At 67.8% G+C, this 24459-nt stretch carries 22 protein-coding genes, 1 pseudogene and 1 riboswitch; of the genes and pseudogenes, 11 read left to right on the forward strand and 12 right to left on the reverse strand.

Annotated features, from left to right (window positions below; translation table 11 throughout):
* Positions 1–218 precede the first annotated feature (218 nt).
* Together EJK15_RS51880 and EJK15_RS51885 are read left to right on the forward strand one after the other, a co-directional pair.
* The gene (locus EJK15_RS51880; RefSeq protein WP_138717865.1) at positions 219–518 is read left to right on the forward strand and encodes a hypothetical protein; all 300 of its coding nucleotides are present in this window, start codon (positions 219–221) and stop codon (positions 516–518) included.
* A gap of 91 nt (positions 519–609) precedes the next feature.
* Positions 610–1302: an MFS transporter gene (locus EJK15_RS51885; protein WP_206061634.1), complete on the forward strand. Its 693-nt coding sequence runs from the start codon at positions 610–612 to the stop codon at positions 1300–1302.
* A gap of 310 nt (positions 1303–1612) precedes the next feature.
* Here EJK15_RS51885 and EJK15_RS51890 read toward each other — a convergent pair whose 3' ends face one another.
* The gene (locus EJK15_RS51890) at positions 1613–2212 is read right to left on the reverse strand and encodes a TetR/AcrR family transcriptional regulator (protein WP_138717866.1); all 600 of its coding nucleotides are present in this window, start codon (positions 2210–2212) and stop codon (positions 1613–1615) included.
* Between the two features lie 96 nt (positions 2213–2308).
* On the opposite strand from EJK15_RS51890, the gene EJK15_RS51895 reads away from it, so the two are divergent.
* The 3 genes from EJK15_RS51895 (at position 2309) to EJK15_RS51905 (ending at position 6087) form a co-directional block, all read left to right on the forward strand.
* Positions 2309–3721, forward strand: coding sequence for an MFS transporter (locus EJK15_RS51895; RefSeq protein ID WP_138717867.1), 1413 nt, complete (start codon positions 2309–2311; stop codon positions 3719–3721).
* Entirely contained in the window at positions 3718–4872 is a 1155-nt protein-coding gene (locus EJK15_RS51900) for an FAD-dependent oxidoreductase (RefSeq protein WP_138717868.1), read from the forward strand. Before EJK15_RS51895 ends, EJK15_RS51900 begins: the two co-directional genes overlap by 4 nt.
* A 93-nt stretch (positions 4873–4965) precedes the next feature.
* Positions 4966–6087 (forward strand): C40 family peptidase, encoded by a 1122-nt coding sequence (locus EJK15_RS51905; protein ID WP_138717869.1) that lies wholly within the window; start codon positions 4966–4968, stop codon positions 6085–6087.
* A 26-nt stretch (positions 6088–6113) separates the two neighbouring features.
* On the opposite strand, the gene EJK15_RS71610 is transcribed toward EJK15_RS51905, so the two are convergent.
* Positions 6114–6257 carry a hypothetical protein gene (locus EJK15_RS71610; RefSeq protein WP_171075032.1) on the reverse strand — a complete coding sequence of 48 codons (144 nt, stop codon included), beginning with the start codon at positions 6255–6257 and terminating at the stop codon, positions 6114–6116.
* A gap of 241 nt (positions 6258–6498) precedes the next feature.
* On the opposite strand from EJK15_RS71610, the gene EJK15_RS51910 reads away from it, so the two are divergent.
* Positions 6499–9069, forward strand: a complete 2571-nt coding sequence (locus EJK15_RS51910; protein WP_138717870.1) for a tyrosinase family protein — start codon at positions 6499–6501, stop codon at positions 9067–9069.
* Between the two features lie 121 nt (positions 9070–9190).
* Here the strand turns inward: EJK15_RS51910 and EJK15_RS51915 are convergent, their stop codons facing one another.
* Both EJK15_RS51915 and EJK15_RS51920 read right to left on the reverse strand, forming a co-directional pair.
* On the reverse strand, positions 9191–10996 hold the full coding sequence (locus EJK15_RS51915; RefSeq protein WP_206061635.1) for a choice-of-anchor B family protein: 1806 nt from the start codon (positions 10994–10996) through the stop codon (positions 9191–9193).
* An 86-nt stretch (positions 10997–11082) separates the two neighbouring features.
* On the reverse strand, positions 11083–12447 hold the full coding sequence (locus EJK15_RS51920; RefSeq protein WP_138717871.1) for an LVIVD repeat-containing protein: 1365 nt from the start codon (positions 12445–12447) through the stop codon (positions 11083–11085).
* Positions 12448–12860: 413 nt separating this feature from the next.
* Here EJK15_RS51920 and EJK15_RS76745 point away from each other — a divergent pair, with 413 nt between their 5' ends.
* The 3 genes from EJK15_RS76745 to EJK15_RS51930 all read left to right on the forward strand — a co-directional run bounded on the left by EJK15_RS76745 (position 12861) and on the right by EJK15_RS51930 (position 15735).
* Positions 12861–12989, forward strand: coding sequence for a hypothetical protein (locus EJK15_RS76745; protein WP_276615519.1), 129 nt, complete (start codon positions 12861–12863; stop codon positions 12987–12989).
* A 251-nt stretch (positions 12990–13240) separates the two neighbouring features.
* Entirely contained in the window at positions 13241–15097 is a 1857-nt protein-coding gene (locus EJK15_RS51925; RefSeq protein WP_138717872.1) for a hypothetical protein, read from the forward strand.
* A 407-nt stretch (positions 15098–15504) separates the two neighbouring features.
* Positions 15505–15735, forward strand: coding sequence for a cupin domain-containing protein (locus tag EJK15_RS51930; RefSeq protein ID WP_138717873.1), 231 nt, complete (start codon positions 15505–15507; stop codon positions 15733–15735).
* 41 nt (positions 15736–15776) lie between these two features.
* On the opposite strand, the gene EJK15_RS76750 is transcribed toward EJK15_RS51930, so the two are convergent.
* The 4 genes from EJK15_RS76750 to EJK15_RS51945 all read right to left on the reverse strand — a co-directional run bounded on the left by EJK15_RS76750 (position 15777) and on the right by EJK15_RS51945 (position 19248).
* Positions 15777–15911, reverse strand: coding sequence for a hypothetical protein (locus tag EJK15_RS76750; RefSeq protein ID WP_276615520.1), 135 nt, complete (start codon positions 15909–15911; stop codon positions 15777–15779).
* Between the two features lie 269 nt (positions 15912–16180).
* Positions 16181–16957 carry a glycoside hydrolase family 25 protein gene (locus EJK15_RS51935; protein WP_171075033.1) on the reverse strand — a complete coding sequence of 259 codons (777 nt, stop codon included), beginning with the start codon at positions 16955–16957 and terminating at the stop codon, positions 16181–16183.
* Positions 16958–16968: 11 nt separating this feature from the next.
* A riboswitch (cyclic di-AMP (ydaO/yuaA leader) is annotated at positions 16969–17113 on the reverse strand.
* 338 nt (positions 17114–17451) lie between these two features.
* The gene (locus tag EJK15_RS51940; RefSeq protein ID WP_138717875.1) at positions 17452–17724 is read right to left on the reverse strand and encodes a hypothetical protein; all 273 of its coding nucleotides are present in this window, start codon (positions 17722–17724) and stop codon (positions 17452–17454) included.
* A gap of 450 nt (positions 17725–18174) precedes the next feature.
* The gene (locus tag EJK15_RS51945) at positions 18175–19248 is read right to left on the reverse strand and encodes a metal-dependent hydrolase family protein (RefSeq protein ID WP_206061636.1); all 1074 of its coding nucleotides are present in this window, start codon (positions 19246–19248) and stop codon (positions 18175–18177) included.
* Between the two features lie 111 nt (positions 19249–19359).
* Between EJK15_RS51945 and EJK15_RS78020 the strand changes: the two are divergent.
* Together EJK15_RS78020 and EJK15_RS76755 are read left to right on the forward strand one after the other, a co-directional pair.
* Positions 19360–19503, forward strand: a pseudogene (locus tag EJK15_RS78020) (beta-galactosidase small subunit-related protein); the annotation flags it as partial.
* A 31-nt stretch (positions 19504–19534) separates the two neighbouring features.
* Positions 19535–19708 carry a hypothetical protein gene (locus EJK15_RS76755; RefSeq protein WP_206061637.1) on the forward strand — a complete coding sequence of 58 codons (174 nt, stop codon included), beginning with the start codon at positions 19535–19537 and terminating at the stop codon, positions 19706–19708.
* A gap of 22 nt (positions 19709–19730) precedes the next feature.
* Here the strand turns inward: EJK15_RS76755 and EJK15_RS51955 are convergent, their stop codons facing one another.
* The 4 genes from EJK15_RS51955 to EJK15_RS51970 form a co-directional block, all read right to left on the reverse strand.
* Positions 19731–21356, reverse strand: a complete 1626-nt coding sequence (locus EJK15_RS51955) for an AMP-binding protein (protein WP_138717877.1) — start codon at positions 21354–21356, stop codon at positions 19731–19733.
* Between the two features lie 255 nt (positions 21357–21611).
* A complete protein-coding gene (locus EJK15_RS51960; protein WP_171075034.1) occupies positions 21612–22220 on the reverse strand; it encodes a TetR/AcrR family transcriptional regulator in 609 nt (202 codons plus the stop codon).
* Positions 22221–22324: 104 nt separating this feature from the next.
* On the reverse strand, positions 22325–23689 hold the full coding sequence (locus tag EJK15_RS51965) for an MFS transporter (protein WP_138717879.1): 1365 nt from the start codon (positions 23687–23689) through the stop codon (positions 22325–22327).
* A gap of 352 nt (positions 23690–24041) precedes the next feature.
* The coding region (locus EJK15_RS51970) for a family 1 glycosylhydrolase (protein ID WP_138717880.1) at positions 24042–24459 on the reverse strand (418 nt) is incomplete at its 5' end.

The raw sequence follows: 24459 nt of genomic DNA on the forward strand, positions 1-24459 counted from the left end.
GCCTACAACGTGGCCGCCCTGCCGCTGGCCGCGCTCGGCCTGCTCAACCCGATGATCGCGGGCGCGGCGATGGCGTTCTCCAGCGTGTTCGTGGTGAGCAACAGCCTGCGGCTACGCCGCTTCAAGTAGAGGTATGTTGATGGCTCCGAGCGAACACCGACTCGGAGCCGTCAACGAATCGTGGCGGTCTTCGCCATCGCCGGGAACGCCACGCGATCATGGGAATTCGTGGCCGCGACAATCGCCGTCCACGATCGCGGCGCACCGTCGTGAGGTGCCGGCACGAATGGCAGATCACCGTGCACCTCGAACATCTCGGGCAGGTTCGCGACCAGGCCGGCGACCCGAAACGCGGCTCCGAGCGGTTCTGGAGGCCTACGCGCGACGACGGGATAAACGTCACCACCGCGCCGAAGGACGCCCTGCTCGGCCAGGTGGACGTGCTCCCTGGCGAGTCGCTGGGGCCGCCGTGGACGACTCAGGGATTATTTTTCTTCTCTCCCCGCACTTTCGCGTAGCGGCGGGCGGCTCGGGCTCGATTGCCACAGCCGGCTGAGCGCCACTCGCGCCGTGGGATGTCGCGGAGGAAATACAGCAGCAGCCGGGACCGTGGCAGGCGCACACGTCGTGGCGTGCCGGTCCGGCGAACAGGGCGACGGCGTTCTCGTGACGGAGTCGCGGGCGGCTGAGCCGCTGGTGCCGATGTCGTTCCTGTCCGATCGGACGCGTGCCGTCGCCAATGGCGTGACCCTGCTGTTCTCCGCGGCCTTCTACGCGATGGCCTTCCTGCTGATGATCCACCTGCAGACCGTGCTCGGATACGGTCCGCTCCAAGCCGGCGTCGCCTACCTGCCGTTCGGCGCCGGAATCCTCGCGGGCATGTGGCTGTCCAGCCGCGTGATGATGCGGATGGGAATGCGCTGGGCCCTCGTCCTGTCCTTCCTGATCAGCTCGGCTGGGCTGGTGCTGCTGCTGTCCGGCGTGGCGGCCGGCGACCCGTACGCGGCGGGCGTGCGGTCCTGGTCACCCTGGGCGCACATCGCAGCGATGCCGAAGCCGACCCGCTCCGCGCCGCAACGGAAGGCTTCTCGTTCGCGCTCACCGTCGTCGCCGCCCTCCTCGTCCTCGGCGCCGTCCTCCTGGCCGCCCTGCTCCGAACCCGCCACTCGGCCTCGACGTCCGACCCCGCCGCCCACCAGACTCCAGCACGTCACCGATGAGAGTGAGCCCGTATCACGGGGAGGATCGCCGGCCACGAATCCGTCCGGGCGAGCAGGACCGCACCACCCGGCTCGATGCTGAACCGCGGGTCCAGCCATCGTCGGGATGCGGGTTGGTGGCCTTCTCGAGTGGATCTTCAGTCATGTGTTCCGCGGTGTCGGGAGAGATCGCGAACACGCACGCACCGACTCCGCTATCTCAAGCGGGTCCTAGAGAGCGAATCGCACCGACAGTGCGGATGAGCCGTCGCCGTCGATGATGCCATCACGCCGATTTGTGCACCGGCTCGTACGGCCGCGCAGTCAGCAAGCCCCGGGCGGCGCGTGCCGCATGTGGTCTGCGGAGGCGCTACGTTTGGCCAAGCCGCGTAGGAGACCAACCGCAAACCCTGCTACGCCTGCGGTCTGACACCTGCGATCAAGGCCGTGGCCGTCCTGCGCATGCGGTCGCGCAGGTCGGGCGCGTTCAGGCCGCGGGTGAGCAGGAGCTGGTGTGCGGCGCCTACCAGGGCGAGGGCGAGCGATTCGACGTCGGCGTCGGCGTGGATGCGGCCGTGTTCCTGTTCGGCGCGGAGGTAGGCGGCGAAGGCTCGTTCGCTGGCATCCATGTCCAGCGTGCCGTCGGCGAGCGCGTCGCTCAGGTGGCTGATGATGGACGGTCTGGCCATGGCGAGCCCGGCGAGGGCGAGCAGGTTGCCGGCGAACAGCGTTTCGATGGCGTCCATCAGGTTGTCGACCATGTCACCGCTGCCCGCCAGGCCGGGCAACCGGGCCATTCCCGCGCTCGCCCGGCCGGCGCGATCGAGGAAGAGCGCGGCCAGGAAGGTGTCCAGATCCGCGAAGTGGTTGTAGAGCAGACCGGTGGCACAGCCCGCCTCCTTGGTGATCGCGCGCCCGGTCAGGCCCGAGGGGCCCTTCTGCAGGAGCACGCGTTCCGCCGCGTCAAAGAGCTGCTGTTGTACGTCCGGGATCGCAACGCCACGCGGTGACATGAGCACCCAATCTACCTGATCAGCGCTGGGCCTTGCCGAGAATGAGCATTCGCTCATACTGTATGAGCAGATGCTCATTCTCAGCTGAGGAGGCCCATGGAGACGCGAGAATTCGTCTGGACCCGCAGACATGTCGCTGTGCTCGGCGTGTTGTGCCTGGCCCAGGTGCTGGACAGCGTGGACGTCACGATCGTCAACGTGGCGCTGCCGGCGATCCAGGACGACCTGGGGTTCTCCGCCGCCACGCTGTCCTGGGTGGTCAACGCGTACATGGTGGTGTTCGGCGGATTCCTCTTACTGGGCGGCCGGCTCGGCGACCTGTACGGCCACCGGCGCGTCCTGCTCGGCGGGGTGGCGCTGTTCACCGGGGCGTCGGCGGCGGCCGGATTCGCCCAGAGCGACGGGGTGCTGGTGGCGGCCCGGGCCGTCCAAGGCCTGGGCGCGGCGCTCATCGCCCCCATGACGCTGGCCCTGATCGCCTTGACCTTTCCCGAAGGGGCGCCGCGAAGCCGGGCGTTCGCCGTCTGGGGCGCCGCGACCGGCGCCGCGAGCACCGTGGGACTCATCGCGGGCGGGCTGTTCGCCGACGGACCTGGCTGGCGCTGGATGTTCTTCGTCAACCTGCCGGTCGGCCTGCTCCTGCTGGTGGCCGGGCGGCTGCTGCCCGATGGGGAGCGGCCTCCCCGTGTTTCCCGCGGGTTCGACCTGCCCGGCGCGTTGACGTCCACGGCCGGGGTGGGGCTGCTGGCCTATGCCGTCCTGCAGACCGACGCCAACGCCTGGTCCTCGCCACGCACCCTCACCCTGATCGTGGCCGCCGCCGCGCTGCTCGCCTACTTCGTGCTCCACGAAGCGCGCATCGCCAGGCAGCCGCTGGTTCCACTGGGGCTGTTCCGCAACCGATCGCTGCTCGGGGCCAACATCATCCAGGCGCTGAGGGGTGCCGGGATGTTTGCCGTCTTCTACTTCGCCACCCTCTACCTGCAGGGCGTGCTCGGCTACTCCGCCCTGATGACCGGGCTGGTGTACGTGCCGCTCACGGTGATCCTCATCGCAGGTTCCGCCCTCGGCCCACGGCTGGTCAGGCGCTTCGGCACCCGGCTGGTGATCGCCGCGGGATCTCTGGTCACGGCGGGTGGGCTGCTGCTGTTCACCCGGCTCTCGGCCGGCGGCACCCTCATGGCGGACGTCATGCCGCCGCTGCTCGTCATCGGACTCGGCTTCGGCGTCATCGTGGTCCCGCTCACCACGGCCGCGCTCACCGGGGTGCCGCCCTCGTCCAGCGGCGTGGCCTCCTCGCTCCTCAACGTCAGCGCCCAACTCGGCGGGGCGCTGGGACTCGCCGTTCTGTCCAGCGTCGCGGTCCGCGCGACCGCCGCCACGCCGGGTGCGCCCGCCGAGGCGCTCGTCGCCGGGTACCGCGTCGGGTTCGGCGTCGCCGCCGGGCTAATGGCCGTGGTCGTCGTCATCGCCCTCGCCGTCCTCCACAACCGAAGGGAACAATCATGACCAGCAGAGTCGTCATCGTCGGGGCGGGCATCGCGGGGCTGGCCACCGCGCTGCGGCTGCACCAGATCGGCTGGGAGCCCGTGGTGATCGAACGGGCCCCCGCCCGCAGGAGCGGCGGATACGTCGTCGCCTTCTTCGGCCGCGGCTACGACGCCGCCGAGCGCATGGGCGTCCTGCCTGCGCTGCGCGAGCGTCACGCCGGCGCCGTGGACATGGTCTACAGGAAACCCGGTGGCCGGCACCGCTTCACCGTCCCGCACCGCACCGTGCAAGCGCTGCTCGGGGACCGCGGCCTGACGCTGATGCGCGGCGACATCGAAGAAGCGCTCTATGAGGCGGTGGCGGGCAAGGTGCCCATCAGGTTCGGCACCACGCTCACCGCGGTGAAGCAGAACGAGGACGGTGTGCGGGTCGAGCTCGACGACGGCACCGTACTCGACGCGGACCTGCTGGTGGGAGCGGACGGGCTGCACTCGAAGGTGCGCGAGCTGGTCTTCGGCCCCGAAGAACGGTTCCGCCGCGACCTCGGCCACATGGTCGCCGCGACGACGCTGGATCACCTGCCGGACGGCGCACGCGAACGCGCCTTCACCACCGTCACCCGCGTCGGCCACATCTTCATGATCGCCAATCTGGGGCCGGGCCGGACGGCGGCCTTCTTCACGTACGGTGCCGCGGATCCGGCCGGCGAGTTGGCGAAGGGGCCACAGCGGGCGCTGGCTGCGGCCTACCGCGACATCGCCTGGGCCGCTCCCGACCTGATCCGGGCCATGTCGGCCGACAGCGTCTATTTCGACAGCGTCTCCCAGATCGTCGCCGACCGCTGGAGTGAGGGCCGCGTGGTGCTGCTCGGCGATGCCGCCTGGTGCGTCACCCTCTTCGCCGGCTACGGCTCCTCACTGGCTGTCGGAGGCGCCGAGCTCCTGGGCACGGCGCTGCGCCGCCACCCCGACGACATCCCCGCCGCGCTGCGCGAATGGGAAGCCGAACTACGTCCCGAAGCCGAAGAACGGCAGGCCATGGGCCGCCGAAACACCGGATCCCACGCGCCCGCCAACCGGCTGGACCTGCTGAAGCGGGATCTGCCACTCCGTCTTGCCACCCTGCCGCCGGTCACCCGCTGGCTACGCAAACACCTCCGCCTGCACTAATATCTCCCAGCATCACTATATTGCGTAGTAGCAATCGATAGGGGGACGTCATCTCGGCTCTGCGCGCAAAGGTCGGCACGGTTTGACGAGACGATGAACCGTAGTAGCTTCTCGGCGATCTACCTGCTGTCCGCAGTGATCGTCGTCGTCCTGGCGACGGGTGCGGTGGTCCTTGCCGGGATGGAAACCATTCCTGAGGCCACGAAACCGGTCAAGCGGCCATCCGCCATGAACAGGCGTCTTCCTACCGCGACACCGGCGGCCGACCCTGTCGCGCCGCTGAAGCGACGGCGTGAGGCGCACCTTCTCGTGATCGGCGAACGCACGTTGTCCGAAGAGGTGGTCACGCGCGTTCGCGGGCGGACGGAGGTGACGGCGGTCGAGCAGGTCGACGCCGCGAGATTGACGATCGCGGGCCGGAACGTTGCCACCATGGGCGTCGATCCGTCGTCATTCCGCTCGTACACGCCCGGCCCCACCGCACGTTCGGATCCACTGTGGCAGAGCATCGCCGCCGGCGACGCCGCGGTCTCCTTCGGGTTGGAAACCGATGGCGGGCTCGCGCTCGGAAGCTCGATACAGGCCGCAGGTCAGGACCTGCGGATCGGGGCAGTGGCGACCATGGGGCTGGGCATCGTCGACGCGGTCGTGTCCAGACGCACGGCTCAGCGCTTGGGGCTCCCGCAGAAGAACGCCCTGCTGGTGAGCGCACCACGAGCCGACTCGGCCCGCCTCAAGGATGCCCTGTCGCGCAAACTACCGCGGGGTGTCCAGGTCGTCGTCCTCAAGCCCGCGTTCACGCCTGCACGAGCCGGGAGGTCGCCGAGTTCGCTTCCCGACGAGCGAATCCGCGCTGTCCTCACGGCAGCCGCGAGCAAGCTCGGTGCTCCCTATGTATGGGGCGCCGAGGGGCCCGACGCGTTCGACTGCTCCGGGCTGATCCAGTGGGCGTTCGGACGCGCCGGAATCCGCCTGCCGAGGGTGACGCACCAGCAGTTCGCCAGTGGTCCGCAGGTTCCCTTCGCCCAGATACGGCCGGGAGACCTGATCTTCTGGCGACTGGACCCGACCAACCCTGGCTACATCTCTCATGCGGCGATCTACTTAGGTGACGGGAAGATGATCCAGGCTCCCAGGACGGGGGACGTCGTCAAGATCGTGCCTGTGCACACCCGAAATCTCGCGGGCGTCGTCAGGGTAGCCGGCGCGAACTGACCTCGGGCAGGGGACTGCCTTCCGTGTCACCGCAGGTTGGAATTGCCCTCCAGGAAACGGGTGGTGCGGACTTGGTCGGCGTGCCGGCCGGTGTAGGACAGCACGTACAGACCGTTGCGGATGTCCACGACATAGATCAGGCCATTTCGGATGATCGGGAAGCTCCACATGGTGACCTTGTTGGGGCCGCGGCCGAGCGCTGGGTCGTCGATGGCGACCGATGGCAGCGGCGTCGGGGAGTACCATGACCACCGGCCTGTGGATCGTCAAACCGCGCGGCTTGCGCGGCTTCTAGCGGTACGGCTCGCGGGGCGCGACTAGGGACATCCCTGAGTCGTGCCCCGGGGCCGAACAGAGCGTTGCCCCGTAGCGTCGGTCTGTTAGCAGTGTCCGAACCCGTGGGGGACCATCATGGCCAGACCGATGCGGCGCAACATCGCGCATCTCACCAAGGCCGAGCGCGACGCCTTCGTCGACGCGGTACGGAAGGCAGACCTTCAGACGTACGTGGACGGCGTGTCGTACTGGGACAAGCAGGACCAGATTCATCAGGGCACCCACAACCACGGAGGGCCGTCGTTCATCCCGTGGCACCGGGAGCTGTGCAATCGCTACGAACGCCTCCTGCAACAGGTGGACCCGGACGTGGCGCTGCACTACTGGGACTGGACCCAGGACCCGCGCGCCGCCGACGACGGCAACGGTGGCACGGTGGATCTGACCAGCGACGACTTCTTCGGTACGGCGAGCGGACTGGTGCAGGGCGTGCTGGCGCCGCTGCACAACGGCGATCAACTCGCGGGAAGCCGCGACCAGACGCTCGATCCCGCCGACCCGCCTCGGGCGATCAAGCGATTCTGCAATTCCGGAGCGCCGGGCGTGAGCGCTGACGCCACGATCATCACAGGCAGCGATGCGCTGCCCCAGGGACAGCAGTGGCCCAGCTTCCGGGCCGCGCTGGAGAGCTCGCACAACACCGCACACACATTCTTCGGGCCGGGGAGCAACATCTTCGATCCCCACGCGTCTTTCGAGGACCCGTTCGTCTTCCTGCTGCATTCCAACGTCGACCGGCTGTTCGCGATGTGGCAGACCCGGCCGGGCCAGGAGTGGCGGCTGGATCAGGCGCAGGTCTACGGGAACGAGACGAACTCGACCGGATCGGAAGGCATCCTGCACAACCTGCAGCCGTGGGACGGCACGGTCGAGTTCGGCTCGCCGATCCCGCCGTGGACCAGCGGCTCGACCGACATCGAGGTCAAGAACTGCCGCCACGCCTCCGTGGTCGCCCCGCCGTGCTACGACTCGCTGCCGGTGACCGTCATGCAGATCGCCCCGGCTCCCGGCATTCCGCTGCGGTTCCTGGACGTGGCCGAGGGCGAGCAGACGGCCCGCGCGCTGCGCCTGCGGGTACGCGGCTGCCGCACGGTCACCTGCCAGGCCGCGGTCAAGGGCGACGCGGCCTTCACCCTGCTCCAATCCACCGTGGTGACACCGGACCCGCAGGCCTACGTGGCGCACGACGTCTTCGTGTGGGTGCTGTTCAACCCTGGACTGGCGGGCTCGTCCGCGTCCGGCACGCTGGAGGTCAACGTCGCCGAGACCGGCGACACCTTCAGCATCCCGATCGAGGCCAACGTGATCGCCAAGCCGACCGTGGCCTCGTCCATGGTCTTGGACCGTTCCGGCAGCATGGACGCGCCGTCCGGCGTCGCCGGGCTCAAGCGGATCGAGGTGCTGCGCAACTCCGCGCCGCTGTTCGTGCACCTGCTCGGTGACGACGACGCGGTAGGCGTGATCCAGTTCGACACCGACGCCGCCGAGGCCATGCCCGTCGAAGTAGCGGGCGGCACGATCGGCGGCCTGGGCAGGGCGAACGCGTTGAACGCGATCTCCCACCACGTCACCGATCCGAACGGCCTCACCTCGATCGGGGACGGCCTGGAAGCGGCCGCCGCGCAGCTCGGGGTGACCTCCGGGTTCAGCTCGCAGGCCACCGTGGTGTTCACCGACGGATTCGAGACCGCGGCGAAGTTCATCGCCGACGTCGCGCCGCTGATCACCTCGCGAGTGTTCGCCGTCGGACTCGGCACGGCCGAGCAGCTCAATCCCGCCGCGCTGGGCGACCTGGTCGACAGCACGGGCGGGTACCTGCTGCTCACCGGTCAGGCGGGAGCCGACGATCAGATCCGGCTGCAGAAGTACTACGCCCAGATCATCGCGGGGATGACGAACTCGCAGATCATCGTCGATCCGGATGGTTTCGTCCCCATCGGCGGGACGGCCGTGGAGCCGTACCCGCTCACCGAGGCCGACAGCCGCAGCGACGTGATCGTGCTCACCCCGTACGCCCGCGCGCTGAAGGTGGCACTCGAAGCGCCCGACCGTACCCGCATCGATGACACCAACGGCGCCCAGCTCGCCGCCACGGCCAACCACCGGGTGCTCCGGCTGGCCCTGCCCAGCCCGGCGCTGCCGGGGCCGGTCGGCGGGGAGTGGAAGGCCCACCTGTCGGTCGACCCGGACGAGCTGAAGCGGATCATCAACGAGCTGGAGGAACGCAGGGACTTCGAGGCGATCAACCGGATCAAGACGCACGGCTTGCCCTACACTCTGGCCGTCCAGACCCGCTCGGCCATCCGGATGACGGTCACCGTCAAGCAGTCCTCTCGCCGCCCCGGCGGCGACGCGCAGATCATCGCGTCGCTGGCGGAGGCCGGCATCCCGCTCGGGCACACCGTTTCGGTCCGCGCCGAGGTCAGCGGGCCCGACGCCAAGCCCTACCAGATGCCGCTGTCCGAAGTGGCGGACGGCGAATTCACGGGGACCGTTCCGACTCCCGTGGCTGGCGTGTACCGCGTGCTCCTGCGTGCCGAGGGGCGCTCGCTGCGCGGCGAGCCGTTCACGCGGGAAGAGCTCCGCACGATCGCGGTCTGGACCCGTGGCGACGACCGATCCATCCCGAGGAACGGGCGCGCGTAGGTTCACCGAGAACTCAGTGCACCCCCGGGTTCTGAGGCCGATAAGGGAGCACTTATTCTTCGTAGATGTGTCGGCGTGGGCATGATCTAGCACACGGGCCCACGCCGGCACATTCGCGTTCCTATTGAGTGATCTTGATGTCGTCCACGGCGGCCTCGACCAGGCTGCCGCCCGCCGCGTCACCCGCCTCGACCAGGATTCTGATCGTCTGACCGGCGAAGCTCGACAGGTCCGCCGAGCCTGTGGTCCACGCGCCTGAGCGGGCACTCGCCGCGCCGGTTTGCTGGAAGACCGTGCTGGTGGCGGCCGCGCCGATCCTGATGCGGAAGAAGTCGGCCGAGCCGGCGTTGTTCAGATGCGCGAAGGAGTACGAGAAGGACAGGGTGAGCGGTCCCGAGGCGGGGAGCGTGACGGCAGGGGATTGGATGCTGGTCGTTCCGCCGTCGATGTCGCCCGTGCCCGCGCTCGCTCCGGCCAGCCGTCCCGTCACGAGGTCGTTGACGCCGCTCACGGTCGTGCCTTGCTGCAGTGACGTGCCGCCGGAGGCGGTCGCCTCGGGATCTCCTCGCTCCCACTGGCCGGCGGTCGCGGTGTCCGTGGCCGCCGGGTTGGGCAGCCATCCGGTCGCGGACTCGAAGTCGTCGGAGTAGACGGTGACGGGAGGTGGGCCGTCGAGGTTGGGCTTGAGCACGAACAAGCCGCGTTCGATGCTGTTGACGATCACTGTGCCGCTGTTGAAGAAGGGGTAGTTCGCCCAGGTGCCGTTGAACGTGGCGTTGTTGTTGGCCGGGTGCACGTCGAAGAACGCGGCCTCGGTGATCGTGGTGGGGTTGGCGGCGTTGGTGCTGTCGAGGATGCGCAGGCCCGCGGTGTAGTTGGACTCGTAGACGTACTTTCCCTTGATGTAGAGGTTGTGGTCGATGGCCGCGGTCGGGCCGGAGTAGAAGCCGAGCAGCGCCACGCTGGTCAGGCTGGCCATGCTGAAGACGCGGGTGCGGGTGTTGTGGCCGAAGTTCTGCTCGTCGGTCTCGTCGTTGAGGAAGAAGTAGCGGTGGTCTTCCGTGAGCCAGCCCTGGTGGGTGTAGCCGCGGCCGCTGTAGCTGGTGCGGGAGAGCTGGACCGGGGCCGACTTGGTGGTCACGTCGAAGATCGTCAGGGTGTCCTCGTTGGAGTTCAGCAGGAGCTCCCTGCCGGTGTACCGGGTGTCCGGCCCGTTGTAGATCACGGCCTGCGAATCGTGGGTGTAGCCGTCGGCGCTGACGCAGCCGGCGAAGACCGGACTCGCGGGCGTGGCCAGGTTGAACATGCGCGGCCCGCCCGAGCAGGTGTTGGAGCCGTTGACGTATGCGAAGCCGCTCTGGGTGTTGATCGTGATGGTGTGGGCGGTGCTGAAGGAGGTGTTGCGGGCGTCGGCGGTGAACGTGACCGGCGGGCTCGTCACGCTGCGCAGCCGGGTGAGGTTGAAGACCTGCAGGCCGTGGCCGGACGCCTCCGAGACGATGTAGGCGTGGTTGTTGTGGACCTCGATGTCGCGCCAGCTTGAGTTGACCGTGGCGGTGGGCAGGTTGCCCAGATAGACGGGCGCGGCCGGGTCGGTGACGTCGACGAAGGACGTGCCGCTAGACCTGCCGACCAGCGCATACTCCTTGCCGGTCTGAGGGTCGGTCCAGCCCCAGATGTCGTTGCCGCTGCCGCCGCCGATCGTGTTCAGCGGTAGCTGGGCCATCAGGTCGACCTTGTTGCAGGGGTATCCGGCCGCTGAGCCGCCGACGCAGGGAGTGGCGGCAAGGGCTTGTGCCTGCTGCGGGGCCGCCGGCTGCCAGCCGCGGCTCTTGCCGTCATGGGGATCGGGGTCGGCGAGCGTCCAGCCTGGTGAGGCGATGAGAAGACAGGCGAGCAGGGCGAGGATGCGGGTTCTCGGGCGCATGGTGGCTCCCATGACATGTTCGGGCCAGTGGGGAGCGTCGCGCCGGCCGAATCAGATCCCTAGCAGCTACGGCCGACGCGGCGCGGTCAACGGAGGGTTGTCTCCTGCGTCTGCGGGTTGAGGTGGTGCTGCGGGCGCCCGAGCGCACGTACGTCGAACAACGACCAGACCAGCAGCCCGCGGGTGATGTCCGACTCGTAGATCAGCCCGTTGTACCAGTAGGTCGACCAGTCACCGCCGAGTTGCGCCGGCACGAGCGGTGCCGGATCGGCGTAGGCGATCTCCTTGGCTTGGGCCGGGTTGGTGAAGTCCAGGACGCTGATCCCGGACTGGTAGTTGCCGCTGACCAGGACATACCGGTGGTCCAGCGGGATCACGTTGTAGTTGTGCAGGGTGCAGTTCTCCTCCACGGTCTGGGCACGCGGCAGCACCCACTGGCCGAGCTTGGCGCCATTCGCCGCGTCGTAGAAGAACAGCGACTTGTGCGTGTCGGTCTGCACGACTCCGCCGGGCAGGACGGTGCCCGTCGCCGTGCACCTCGGACCGCCTCCGCCGGCGGGCTCCCAGCCGAGGATGATGACCTTGCCGTCCCAGGTGAAGGAGGCCGAGTGCCACCGGCCCGAGCCCTGCGTCAGATCGCCGACACCCGACTCCCTGATCGTGTAGAGGAAATTCGGATCATCGAGGCTGCCGCCGGGGAACGCGTTGTCGCCGATGTCGAACACGTTGGTCCCGTCGGCGCTGGCGCAGGCCGCGAGGTTGGCCGAGCCCTGGATGACGCCCATGTCGTGACAGCCGGGCGCGACGCCGGTCGTGAACGGGCCGTCGAGCGGTTCGGTGCGCAGCAGGCGGGCGTCGGCCGGGTTGGCGAGCGGTACCTCGATGACGTCGATCGCGTCGCAGCCGCTGGAGACGTTGCTGTAGACGATCAGGCGGCGGTTGCGGAGGTCCGGGGCGACCGTGGCGGTGTGCGAGCCGCACTCGGTCTCCACCGAGCCGACCAACGCCGGATCTTTCTCGTTGCTGAGGTCGAAGACGTGGACGCCCTCGAATCCTTCCGCCACCGGCTGGCCGTCACAGGTGGCTCCGGCGGGCGCGGGGGAGTTCCATGAGCGGATGAGGATCTTGTCCCAGACGACGATGTCGCCCTGGTCGCCGCGGCATTCCTGGAAGACGACCTCTCTGGGCCGGGCCGGATTGCTGAGGTCGAGCGTGCGGAAGCCGTTGTAGTGCCCCTGGTAGGCGCGGTTGCGCCAGAAGGCCAGGTCGGAGTTGGCGGTGAACGGGGTGATCGTGTTCGCCCTGGGAGAGAAGCCGATGGCGTGCATGTTCTTGCTGGTGGTGAACGTGCTCGCGGCGTCGATGTGATCGGCCACGGCGGCCTGTGGCAGCAAGAGGATCAAGCCTGCGGTGATGGCGAGGAGCAGCGGTAATCGGGACGGGATTCGCATGGCACGCTCCTGTGGGAGTCAACGCCTGGGGTACGCCCTTCGCGGGTGAAACCTGCAAAGTGTCCGACGCGGTGTAGGAGATGTCAATATTCGACGTTTACCGCCATGGCGGGGGAGCTCTGTAATGGGGGATGGCATGGACGATCTCGGCACTGGCGCTGTTCGTCGGCGCCTTGGCGCCATCACGGGCTGCTCACCATGGTCGATGCGCTGCGTGCCGCCTTACCCTGGGCCACAATGATCAAGCAGGCCCAATCGGAGCTCGCCGAGCTGACCGAACTCATCGCGGACGACGCTGCGCACTCCGCCACGGCTCCACTCCCGTCGTCGACGCCCTTCGGCGGCTGACACCGGCGTCTTGCGCGACTATGAGTCCTCAACAAGGGGCCGGGCTCGAGCAGCGGATCGCTCGCTTGGAAGGTCGCGGAGCCTCCCTCAACAGACCTCCGTCGGTCGAGGCTCATTCGGGCCGCAACGCCGTGCTCACCCATCCCGCGCTCCGCGAGCCGGCCGACCGGATGCTCAAGAACTACGGCGGCTGAGCTCTCGCTGCGGCGAGACCCCCGCTGAGCGAAACATGCCCACTGCGGGCGCCATTCACTGATCACCGGAAGCATTGAAAAGTAAACAAATCTGGCCGCATCCGGGCATGTCTCTTCCTCCTACGTGTTGTAGGACGTACCTTTCCGACAGTGCGCGCATGTCACTCGTGTCCCCAGCAGACGAGACGAAGAGGTCCAGCATGCGAAGAGGCTTACTGGTAATGCCCGCCGTCGTGACCCTGACCTTAGCCATGAGCGGCGTTGGGATCGCGAGCCCTCAACCTCCAACCCCCACGCCCAGCCTGGGAGCCGAAGCCAAGGATCCCGAGATCGCCGGCAAGGACGATCAGCACGGCGGCACCGACGGGCACCTGCCCGGTACGAAGAAGAACGTGCAACTCGTGGCCAAGCTCGACATGAGCGGCGCCACCGGCGAGAACCGCCCTGGCCACATCGCGGACGTCGCCGTCTTTGGAAACTACGCCTACTTGGCGGCCCGCAGGCTGAACACCGACCCCTGCGGCACCGGCGGCTTCTACACGGTGGACGTCTCGAAGCCCAACGCGCCCAAGGAACTGTCCTTCACCGCCTTCCCCGCCGGGTCGTATCCGGGTGAGGGCATGCACGTCATCAGGGTGAAGACGGCGAAGTTCAAGGGCGACATCCTGGTCACCAACAACGAGATCTGTTCGGACGCGCCTGAGGCCGTCGGCGGCATGTCGATCTACAACGTCACCGATCCGAAGAACATCGTCCCGCTGGCCATCGGCAAGGGCGACTTCAACGACGGCACCCAGCCGGTGGCGAACGACGAGCACAGCGTCTTCGCCTGGCAGGCGGGCGATCGGGTGTTCGCGATGATGTCGGACGACCTGGAGCAGTCGGTCGGCGATGTGGACATCATGGAGATCACCGACCCGGCGAACCCGGTGCTGCTCGCCGAGACCAGCATCGCCGATTGGCCCAACGCCGAGGTCGGCGCGAACGGCCAGTCCGTCTTCCTGCACGACATGGTGGTCAAGCGCATCCGCGGCCACTGGCTCGGCCTGCTGTCCTACTGGGACGCCGGATGGGTGATCCTCAACCTGGACAACCCGGCCACCCCCGTCTTCGTCGCCGACTCCCGCTACCCCGACCCTGAGAAGCTGCTCGGGTTCTCCCCACCGGAGGGCAACGGCCACCAGGCGGAATGGACCGCCAACAACCGCTTCATCATCGGCACGGACGAGGACTTCTCCCCGGTACGGACGGCCTTCCAGGTCACCGACGGGCCGAACGCCGGGACGTACGGCGCGGGCGAGTTCGGCTGGACGGTGCCGATCAGCACGCTGCCCGCCCAGACCTTCCAGGCGGCGAAGACCGCGTGGGGCGGCAGCGGCTGCGAGGAGGACACCGACGGCAACGGCGTCAGCGACCGCGCCGAGGTGCCCACGAAGGCCGCCACCGGCGCGGACGCCGTGGTGTTCGTACGCGGCGGTTGCTTCTTCTCCAACAAGGTCGAATCCGGCCAGCTCGCCGGCTACGACAAGGTGATCGTCATGCAGAGCCACGTGGCGACCAGCAACGGCCGCTTCGGTGACGGGTTCTTCTGCGGCGGCCAGGGACACGAGTTCACGATCACCGCTTCGGCCATCTGCGTCGGCCACCGGGTCGGCCACCTGCTCTTCGGGGACGCCCCTGAATACACGTCCCCGGGAGCGGTGGACATGCCCGCGCTCGGCACCCTCGGCGCCGGCGTCAAGGCGACGACGACGTTCGACGGCTGGGGCACAGTGCACCTGCTCGACGCCGCGACGCTCAAGGAAATCGACAACTACGCGATCAAGGAGGGCATCGACCCGGCTTTCGCCACCGGCTTCGGCGATCTGACCGTGCACGAGGTCGCCACCGACCCCGAGCGCAGCGACCTGGCGTACTTGTCCTACTACGCCGGGGGCATCCGGGTGATCAAGGTGGGTCCGTGGGGCATCAAGGAGGTCGGTAGGTACATCGACGCCAACGGCAACAACTTCTGGGGCGTCGAGGCCGCGAAGATCAAGAACAAGACGTACATCTTCGGCAGTGACATGGACAGCGGACTCTGGATCTTCCGCTACACAGGAGGATGAGCTCATGGGCCACGGCGGATCCCCGCCGTGGCCCATCCTGCACATGGAGTCGCCGCTCGATGTGCAGATAGTCACCTCAACTGCTATGTCGACGGCGCTCTGTTCATCGCCTCGATTGCGCTGTACGTGCTGATCAGACAGGCGATGCTGCGGCTACCACGCCGAACCAGGCCGGCCCCGCCTGGACGGCTCGCTGATCGCCCTGCTGACTGGGTGGCCCTTGTACTGGACGCGCTCTACATAGCCTTGACGCTGCGAGGACAGGCGGTCCCCTCCCGAGTATTTCGGTTGCGCCTGCCGAAGCAACTATATTCGATAGTAGTTAGCTGTGGGCTGCAACGGACGCCACGTTCATCTTCCTTCTTCGCCCTCGTGCCAGGACGGCGGCGGAACATGCGCAGCTGAGCGTGCTCAGACACCTGCGGCAGACCGTGATGGCGTTGCGGCAGGGCGAGCACATGCACGAACACGAGCATCCTGGCGAGGTCACGGTGCACGTGCTGCACGGGCGGGTGCGGCTTGTCGCCGGGCCTGACTCGTGGGACGGACTGCCCGGCGATCTGCTGGTCATGCCCGCACGCCGCCACCGCGTGGAGGCCGTGCAGGACTGCGCGTTCCTGTTCACCACCGCGCGTTGAAAGCGCTGAAGGCGGGTGGAACCGGGTTCGGTTCCCCGCCTTCAGCGTTGCCGGAAGGTCATTCGATCCAGCTTGCCGACGGCGGAGACGTCCTTCATCAGTGAGGCGACCTCGTCCGGGACCGGCGGGATTTCCTCGCGGTCCATCCAGCCCAGGCCGGACCGCACGAGGTTCACCTGCATCTCCAGGTCGGTGTTCGGGCCGTCGGCAGAGACGGCGCAGGAGCGCAGGGCGTGCAACCTTCGGCGGAGGGCCTCGGCCAGAAGGAGGAGCGATCCGACGGCCAGTACGGGCCGGAGCGGTGCGCACCACGGCGTCCGGCGATGTTTTCGACATGCCAGCCGGACATCGGAATCGGTAGAGGCGGACGGTCGCGAGAGTCTCTTCCGCTTCTACCGATTCCACACGGTTGAGTGATCGACCGGTGCTGTATCCGTCTCCTTCGTCAGACAGCGGGGCGGCCCAGGTCGCGCAACTGGTCAGGGGTCAGCACGGAGACGTTCTGGTCGACGGGGGAGTCGGTGTACTGGTGGATGGCCCAGGACTTCCAGTCGGCGGGCGGGGCAAGCTGGCCCTTGGCCTTGCTGTAGTGGGCGACCCACAGCGGATACTCGGCCAGCCCCTTGCCGTAGGTGTTGGCGAAGTTCCAGCCGCTGTAGAGCATCGGGGTGACCCCGGTCTTGGCCTTCACGTGCGACAACCACTTCTTGGCCCACGCGTTGACCTCGGCGACCGACTTGCCGTCTGTGGTCTCCAGATCCAGGACCAGCAGGTCGCCGGCCTTGGCGGGCTGGGAGTTCGCCATGGACAGGAAGTACTCGGCCTCGGCGATAGGGTCGTTGCCCGGGTGGCCGTAGTGGTAGGCGCCACGCACGATTCCCTTCTTGTCCATCTCGCGCCAGTGACGGGCGAACGAGGCGTCGCGGAAGCTCGTGCCCTCGGTGGCCTTGATGATGCCGAACTTGGCCGGGCTGGCGCTCCAGTCGTAGTCGGACTCGTACCGGGAGACGTCCACGCCGTAGGTGAGCGATCCGGCCTTCTGCTGAACTTCGTGCACCGAGCTTTGTTCGGTGGACGAGGCGACCGCGGAGACAGCTACGCCTGTGATGGCAGCGGTTCCCGCCAAGATCGCACCGCCGATGGCGAGGCTGAGGCGCTTGTTGTGGAGATCGAGGTGGTTCTTGAGGGTATGGGTGATTGTGGCAAGCCGAGGCTTGAGCATGAGGTATTGACTCCTTGCTTCCATGCCGCCTACCGGGTTAGCTGACGGGTTCGGGCCTGGAAGTGCCCTACGGGCGCAGCCTGGGCTGGCGTCCGATTCACCCCGAAGAAGATGGGTCCCCGGCTCCGCGAGGTGCGGATTCGGCGGCCGAACGCCGTCCTGAAGCATCCCCTCAGGGCCGCGCGCGGTCCGGTCAACGAAGCGGTAACGATGCGACGAAGAGCTCGTCAAGACATGCACCGCGATGACTCAAAAGGTATGCAAATCACCATAGGGGGCGCAAGTGGGCAAATCGGATTCTGGTGCACCTGCCGCCAAATAGGTGCTGAAATCCCTTGCCAGTAGTAGGTGTGGGACTAGGTAAAACTTTGCGATCCCCCACGTGTCACCCATGATCACAGCGGGTGGGTGGCAGGGTGAATCGCCCATCTACTAATTCTGATCGTAGGGTTCTTGTGACGTGCTTACGATGCCGAGGTGCGCGATCCTCGTACTCATGTTCTCTTTCGCCTCATGTGTTGAGGTGGCGATGTCGATGGACATATCGCTCGGGGTGCGTGGCGCTGCTCCAGCTTGGCCAGCTTCCGGGAGGTGACGCAGTCGGCCCATGTCAGCAGCAAGGTCGCGATGATCACGTAGCCGATGGCGTTGAGGAGCACGTCGATGATGAGCAGCTGCGTGTGGGCCAGGCGGCGCATCTCGGTCTCGACGCTGTTGTCGAGCCGGGCGGCCCTGAGTCGTTTGAACAGCTTGTCGGCGCGGGCCATGACGGTGCTGTAGCGGCGGCGGACGGCGATATGGCCGGATCACGCGGACGGCCTCCTCGCCCTGCCCGGCCTCGCCGGCGACTTCGAGGTGCGGTAGCGCGTGCCACGAGCACATCACCAGGGACGGGCACGGCGCAGTCCTCGGGCCTGTGGCGCCGAACGAGCCTGGGCTGTACCGGCTGCTGTTCGGCGCGGTCGGGTGTCACCAGTTCTGGCGGTGGAAGAGATCGGAGTTCATAGCGGTAGACGGCTGTTGTCACCGGTAACGATCTTGCTAGGTGCGGGGCTGAACGTTGTCCTAAGGTCCCGTGAGCGGCCCGCTGCGGCTTGTTCCTGTCGTTGTTCGCGGGACCAAGTTGTAGCGGCCGCTGAGCGCCTCGAGCATCGCCGGACATCTGCATTGGTGCCCCCGGGTCAGGGCGGAACCGGGGGCGGCAGGTTCTTATGGGGTCAGGCCGTGACGACGACGGGCTGATCGGCCGGGACGGAGGCGTCCCGAGGTGTGCCGTCGCCGGGGTCTTTGTGGAAGGCGCCTCCCTTCATGATTCCGACGATCTTGTCGCGGTTCTGCAGGACGCTGATGTCCTTGAGCGGGTCGCCGTCGACGAGGATGAAGTCGGCGTAGAAGCCGGGCTTGATCTGCCCGAGTTCGTCGGGCATCCGCATGATCTCCCCGCCCAGCTTGGTGGCGGCCAGCAGCGTCTCCATCGGGGTGTAGCCGAGGAGCTCGACGAAGTGCTGCAGGTCGCGTGCGTAGGTGCCGTGCGGGGTCCAGGCGAAACCGTAGTCGCCGCCGGGCAGGACGCGGATGCCGCGCCGCCGCATCTCCTGCAGGCCGGCGATGGCGTATTCGAGTTCGCGCTTGTAGCCGGCGGCTTCGGCGGCCTCGGGCGGGTAGCCGAAGGTAGACGCGTCGTTGAGGGTGGCCACCAGCCAGTTCAGGCCGGGGGCGACGAAGACCTTGTCTTTCTTGGCTTCGAGCATGTCCAGGCCCTCTTCGTCGATGAAGCTGGCGTGGCAGATGATGTCGACGTTGTTGCGCAGGGACATCTTCACGCTCTCCGCGGAGCGGGCGTGCGTGCACACGCGCAGGCCGCGGCGGTGGGCCTCGGTGGTGACGGCGAGGACCTCCTCGTCGGAGAAGTAGTTGTCCTCGGCGTGCTGGTTGCCGGTGATTTCCTCGCCGGACATGCTCAGCTTGACCAGGTCGGCGCCGTAGGCGACGTTGCGGCGGACCTGCTTGCGCATCTCCTCGGGGCCGTCGGCAAAGGCGGTGATGCCGTCTACGAGGCCGCCGCCGGTGACGGCGATCTCCTGGCAGTTGGCCAGGTAGCGCGGGCCAGGGATGAGTCCCTCGTTGATGGCGTTGCGGATGACGACGTCCAGGCGGGGTTTGGCGGAGGCCGCGCCGACGCACATGGCGTACCCGGAGTTGAGGTAGGTCAGCGCGGAGGCCGTTGAGTGTTCGGCTCGGGTGGCGTCGCTTGGCCAGTTCCAGGCGGCCGACGGGACAGTCTGGCTCATACAGGCCCAGATGGCCGAACTGTCGACGAGCACGTCACCCTTCCCGAGGGCACCCGCGACGGCCTGCGCGTCGGATCCAGTTCGCCCTCACGCGAGCTTCGCGTCGGCGAAATGACAGGGCTCGGCCCGTGGGAGAACCACCCCGACCGTCGCGCCTCCGCGCTCCTGGCCAGGTGGTCCTCACCGGTGCACGAGCTGGCCACGCCGTACGTGAAGCCGCAGGAGAACGGCATCCGCGGCGGCGTCGACGAACTCACCCTCACCGGCCCCCGCCGGGCGCGTCGAGGTGACCTCCGCCGTGCCGCTGTCGGCGACGGTCACCCGGAACGCGATCGACGACCTCGAACAGGCTGCGCACTGGTGGCAGCTGCCGGAATCCGACCTGACCCACGTCACTCTCGACATCGCCCATCGCGGCGTCGGCGGTTGCGGGAAGGACGCTCTTGCTCACGAACCTTGAGATACATGTGGCGACGTTCGCGTCATCCGGTCGAGGGTTCGACCTGATGACGCCGGCGGAGGAGGTGGCGCTGGAGTTTGCCGCTGGGCGTCTTGGGCAGCTCCTCGATGAAGTAGATCCGGCGTGGGTAGGCGTGAGCGGCCAGCCGGGTCTTGACCAGGTGCTGGAGTTCGCCGGCGAGCGCCGGGCCGGGTTCGCGGCCGGGCCGCGGCACGACGTAGGCGACGACGACCTCGCCGCGCAGGTCGTCGGGCTCGCCGACTACGGCCGCCTCGGCGACGGCGGAGTGGTGCAGCAGGACGCTTTCCACCTCGTGCGGGCCGATGCGGTAGCCGGCCATGAGGATGAGGTCGTCGTCGCGCGAGCCGAAGGTGAGATGGCCGTCGGCGGACTTGGTGGCGACGTCGCCGGTGTAGTACCAGCGGCTGTCGGCGCTGAACCGTTCGGCGGTGCGGTCGGGGGCGTTGCGGTATGCGGTGAACGACATCAGCGGGCTGTTCGGCACGTCGATCGCGACGCGGCCGGGCTCTCCGGCGGGGGCGATCTCGTCGGCGTCGGGTTTGAGCACCTCGACGCGCCAGCCGGGCAGGGGGCGGCCCATCGAGCCGGGCTTTACGGGTTCCAGGAGATCGGGGTGCCAGGCGTTGGCAACGGTCATGCCGGTCTCGGTCTGGCCGTAGTGGTCGCGGATCGGGATGCCTAGCTCGTGCTCGGCCCAGGCGATCACGTCCGGGGGCAGCGGTTCACCGGCTGAGGAGCAGCGGCGCAGCCTCAGATCGGCGGGGATAGGGAGGTCGGCGTTGCGCAGCGCGCGGTAGACGGTGGGGGCGGCGGCGAAGTTGGTGACGCCGTAGCGGGACAGCACCTGCCAGGTCAGCTCCGGCGAGAAACCTCCGCGCAGCAGCAGGCTGCGCCGGCCGGTGGCGAGCGGACCGACGATGGCGTAGTACAGGCCGTACCCCCATCCCGGGTCGGCGGCGTCCCAGAACACGTCCTCGTCGGTGTGGTGCAGGCCGAACACCTGGTAGGCGTGCAGTCCCGCCACGGCGCGCAGCGTGACGGGGACGCCCTTGGGTGTACCGGTCGTCCCGGAGGTGAACAGCTCGATCAGGGTGCCGTCGCCGCCCACCGCCACCGGCTCGGGCGCCGGGTCAGTCCCGATGAGCAGGTCGTGGAAGGAGACGTCCCGTCCGGCCGGCTCGCCGGTGGTGACGATGGCCCACTCAGGTTCGGCGGGGAAGTCCGGGCCCGGCACGAGTTTGGCGCGTTGTTCGGCGTCGGCGATGACCGCCTTGGTGCCGTTGCCGGTGGTACGCAGCGCGATGGCCGGCGGCGCGAAAGCGGTGAACAACGGCACCTGGACCGCCCCGAGCCGCCAGATGCCCAGCTGCGCGATCACCATCTCGGCGGATTTGCCCATCAGTGTCGCCACCCGGTCCCCTTCGCTGACCCCCAGGCCGGCGGCGAACCGGCCGGATCGCTCGTCGAGCTCGCCGAACGTCACCTCCCGGCTCGACAGATCGGGCTCGATCACGGTGAACGCCACGGCGTCGGCCGGGTAGCGGCGGCACAGCAGCTCGACGGCGTTGGCGTCCGGCCGGTCGTAGACGGCCAGGAGTTCCGACACGATCTGCTCGGGTGTGGACATCGTGGTCTCCTTGCGCAGCTGTGTTGGTGTCGGTGCTGTGCGTGCGGGTTACGGGGTGAGCGCGGCCTTTTCCCGGGGCGCTCGCGTGCCCGGGGCGATGCCGGCGCGCTCAATCCATGCTGAGAGACGTTCCACTGATACGTATGAGTAGTGCGGGGGCGGCAACCTGGCTCCGATGCAGATCGGAGTGCAAAGGCAATGTGAGCTGTCAGAGGGCCGGCGAAGGCGTGCGGAGGTGCGCTTGCCGGGGGAGGGTCACGCTGGTTGGGGGGGTGCCAGGAGATCGGAGATGAAGCTGCGGACACCTTCTCGCGGATCGACTGCCTCCGGATCGAGCAGCCACTGGAGTTGGACGCCGTCCAACACCCCGAGCAGCAGAACTGCCAGCTGCTTGGGCGCCGGAGCGGATCGGATCTCGCCACGCGCCGCCGCTTCGGCCAGTGCCCTCTCCAGAAGGCGTCGAGCCTTGCGGTAACGATCGCGGAAGTATTCGTGCGCGGGATGGTCGTCGGCGGTCGCCTCCGCCGAGAGCACGCAGTGCAGCTCGGGGAATCCCGGGTGCGCCATGTTCTCGGCCAGCATGTTCATGATGTGCTCTATGAGGTCGTCGCGGGTGGGTGAGGCGGGGAGCGATGTGCCGGGCTCGGTGGCTCGGCGGTCCCGCTCCTGTAGCACCGCGGCGAGGAGCGCGTCTTTGTCGGGGAAGTAGTAGGTCAGGCCGGCGTGGGTCATGCCGAGCCTCGCCGCCACGTCCTTGAAGGTCGCGCCCCGGTAGCCGGCATTGCCGAAGATCTCGGAAGCGGCCTCGATCGCCGCGGCCCGCACCCGGGCGCTTTTCGAATACGGTCCTCTCGCCGTGGTCACTGCCGGTCCAACCCTCATCTCGCTAGTGAAGTGATTCCAGCGAAAAGCTTACTGCGCCTAGTTTTTCTGGGCGGCAGATCGGACCGGACCGTCCCCCGCGGGACTCAGTTGACCGTGCGTACGCGCCGCACGAGCAGACCACCGACGATGGCGACGGCACCGGCGGTGAGGTAAAGCGCGGGATAGCCGCCCAGAGACGTGAGCGCGCCGAGCGCGATGATCCCCGGCGCGATCATGGGGCCGATGGAGCGCGGGAGCTGGTCGGCGATCACGATGAGCGACATGTACTTGGCGACGTCGCTCTTCCCGCCGCCCGGCAGGACGCTCATGACGAGCACGCCGTCGGTGGGGATGAACAGACCAATGGCGAAGAAGAGCAGGCCGCTACCGATCAGGAAGATCGGGACGGTCGGCGAGAAGGCGACGATGAGTCCACCGGCGGCGAGCATCAGAGCGGCGACCATGACCAGGTTCCGGCGGCTGCGGACCCGGTCCGTGACGAACGCGCCGACGATCGTGCCGAGGGTGGTCCCGCCCAGACTGAGCGCGCTGTTGATCGCGATGAGCGCGGGCAGTTCGGCCTGGCTCACCTTGAGCTGGTCGGTAAGGAAGTAGATGGCGAAGGCACCGGTGAAGGCGACGGCGAAGGTGACGAAGAAGCGGCCGAGCCATACCCACGCGAAATCCGGGGCGCTCCTGGGGTTGAAGTGGTATCCGGCCAGCAGGGTCCGGAGTATCGGCTGCTGAGGGACGTCCTTCGGGTCGAGTACGCGGTCGCGGTAGAGCCAGAGGCCGATCGCCATGAGGGGCACGTAGAGGGGAATCGCCAATGTGGTGAGAAGGAACTGGTTGCCGATGAACTGCGGGCCGACGACGCTCGCGATGAGCCCGGCCGAGACCCCCGTCACTGTCGAGAATCCGTATACGCGCCCGCGGAACCGGTCCGGGATGCTGTCGGGGATCATCGCCCCGTCGGCCGCGCCGGCGATGCCCTGGCCGAGGGCCATGATCGTGACGGCGGCGTACACGGCGCCGAGGCTGTTGGCGAGGCCGAGGAGCACCAGTCCGAGGATGGTGACGGCGGGACCTACGATCAGAAAGGGACGGCGCATGCCGATCCGCAGTGTGGTCCTGTCGCTGATCGCGCCGAACACCGGCGCGAGGAGCATCCCGAGGAATGCCGTGATACCCAGGGCGATGCCAAGGCCGGATTCCTTGTTCTCGGGAGCGACGCGGGCGACGATGATCGGCAATCCGACGAGGGCCGGCATCAGCGTGGCGGCGGAGTTCGCGAATGTCGTGAGCAGGATGCCCGCGACGTTGCGCTTCGACACCTTTTGCGGCGGCACCTGGTCGGCCGCCGTGTCCTGAGGGGTGTCCTTGGCCTGCGCGTCGTCCGGGCGAGTGGCGAGGGTGTGGGGGGAAGTGGCCGGCGGAACCGTGTCCCGCTGCGGTTCTGGTGTGGGCATCGCGGATCTCCCATGATCAGCGCGCAGGGAAAATCTAGCCGCTGCTAGAGATTGTGAGGGGACCGTATCAACAAAATCTGACTATGACTAGATTTTCGTTCGGGTTAAGCGTGCGTGAATCCTGCGTATCCCCGCCTCGGCCTCGATCGTCCGCGCATCGCGGGCTGATCTCGGGCGAGATCGCCTCAGACGCTTGCGTGGCTCCGGTGACACCCCGCATCCCAGTGGTCCGCGCCGACTGCCGCGGTCGCCGATCGCTCATGGGCTACCGCGGCATCCCGTGAGAAGCGACCGGCCGGTGCCGTCCATGTCTCCACGTGGAGCGTGCGGAGACGGTTCCATCAGGTGGCTGTCATGCCCTGCTTCCTTCTGCCGTGTTCGGCGTCGTCGCCACGGCGCGTCGGCGCTGCTCTCGCGCCATTCGTCCGAGCCAGGCGAGGCTCCGGCGCGGGGTCCGCGCGAAGGTGGCGCGGTCCACCGAGATGAGGCCGAAGGTGGGGCCCCATTCGCCCCATTCGTAGTTGTCCAGGGCGCTCCAGTAGAGGTAGCCGCGCACGTCGATGCCGCTTGCGGCGGCGGCGTTCAAACCGCGCAGCGCCTCGATGATGTAGGCCACGCGTTCGGCGTCGTCGGCCGTGGCGATGCCGTTCTCGGTCACCAGGATCGGCGTGCCGCCGGTGACCTCCCACGTATTGCGGATGGCCATGCCCAGGGCGTCCGGCCGGTTGGGCCAGCCGGTGAGCGTGTGGGCGGGGTCGGGGGCGTAGGGG

Origin of the sequence: Nonomuraea basaltis (genome assembly GCF_005893125.1) — a bacterium.
GTDB lineage: Bacteria > Actinomycetota > Actinomycetes > Streptosporangiales > Streptosporangiaceae > Nonomuraea > Nonomuraea basaltis.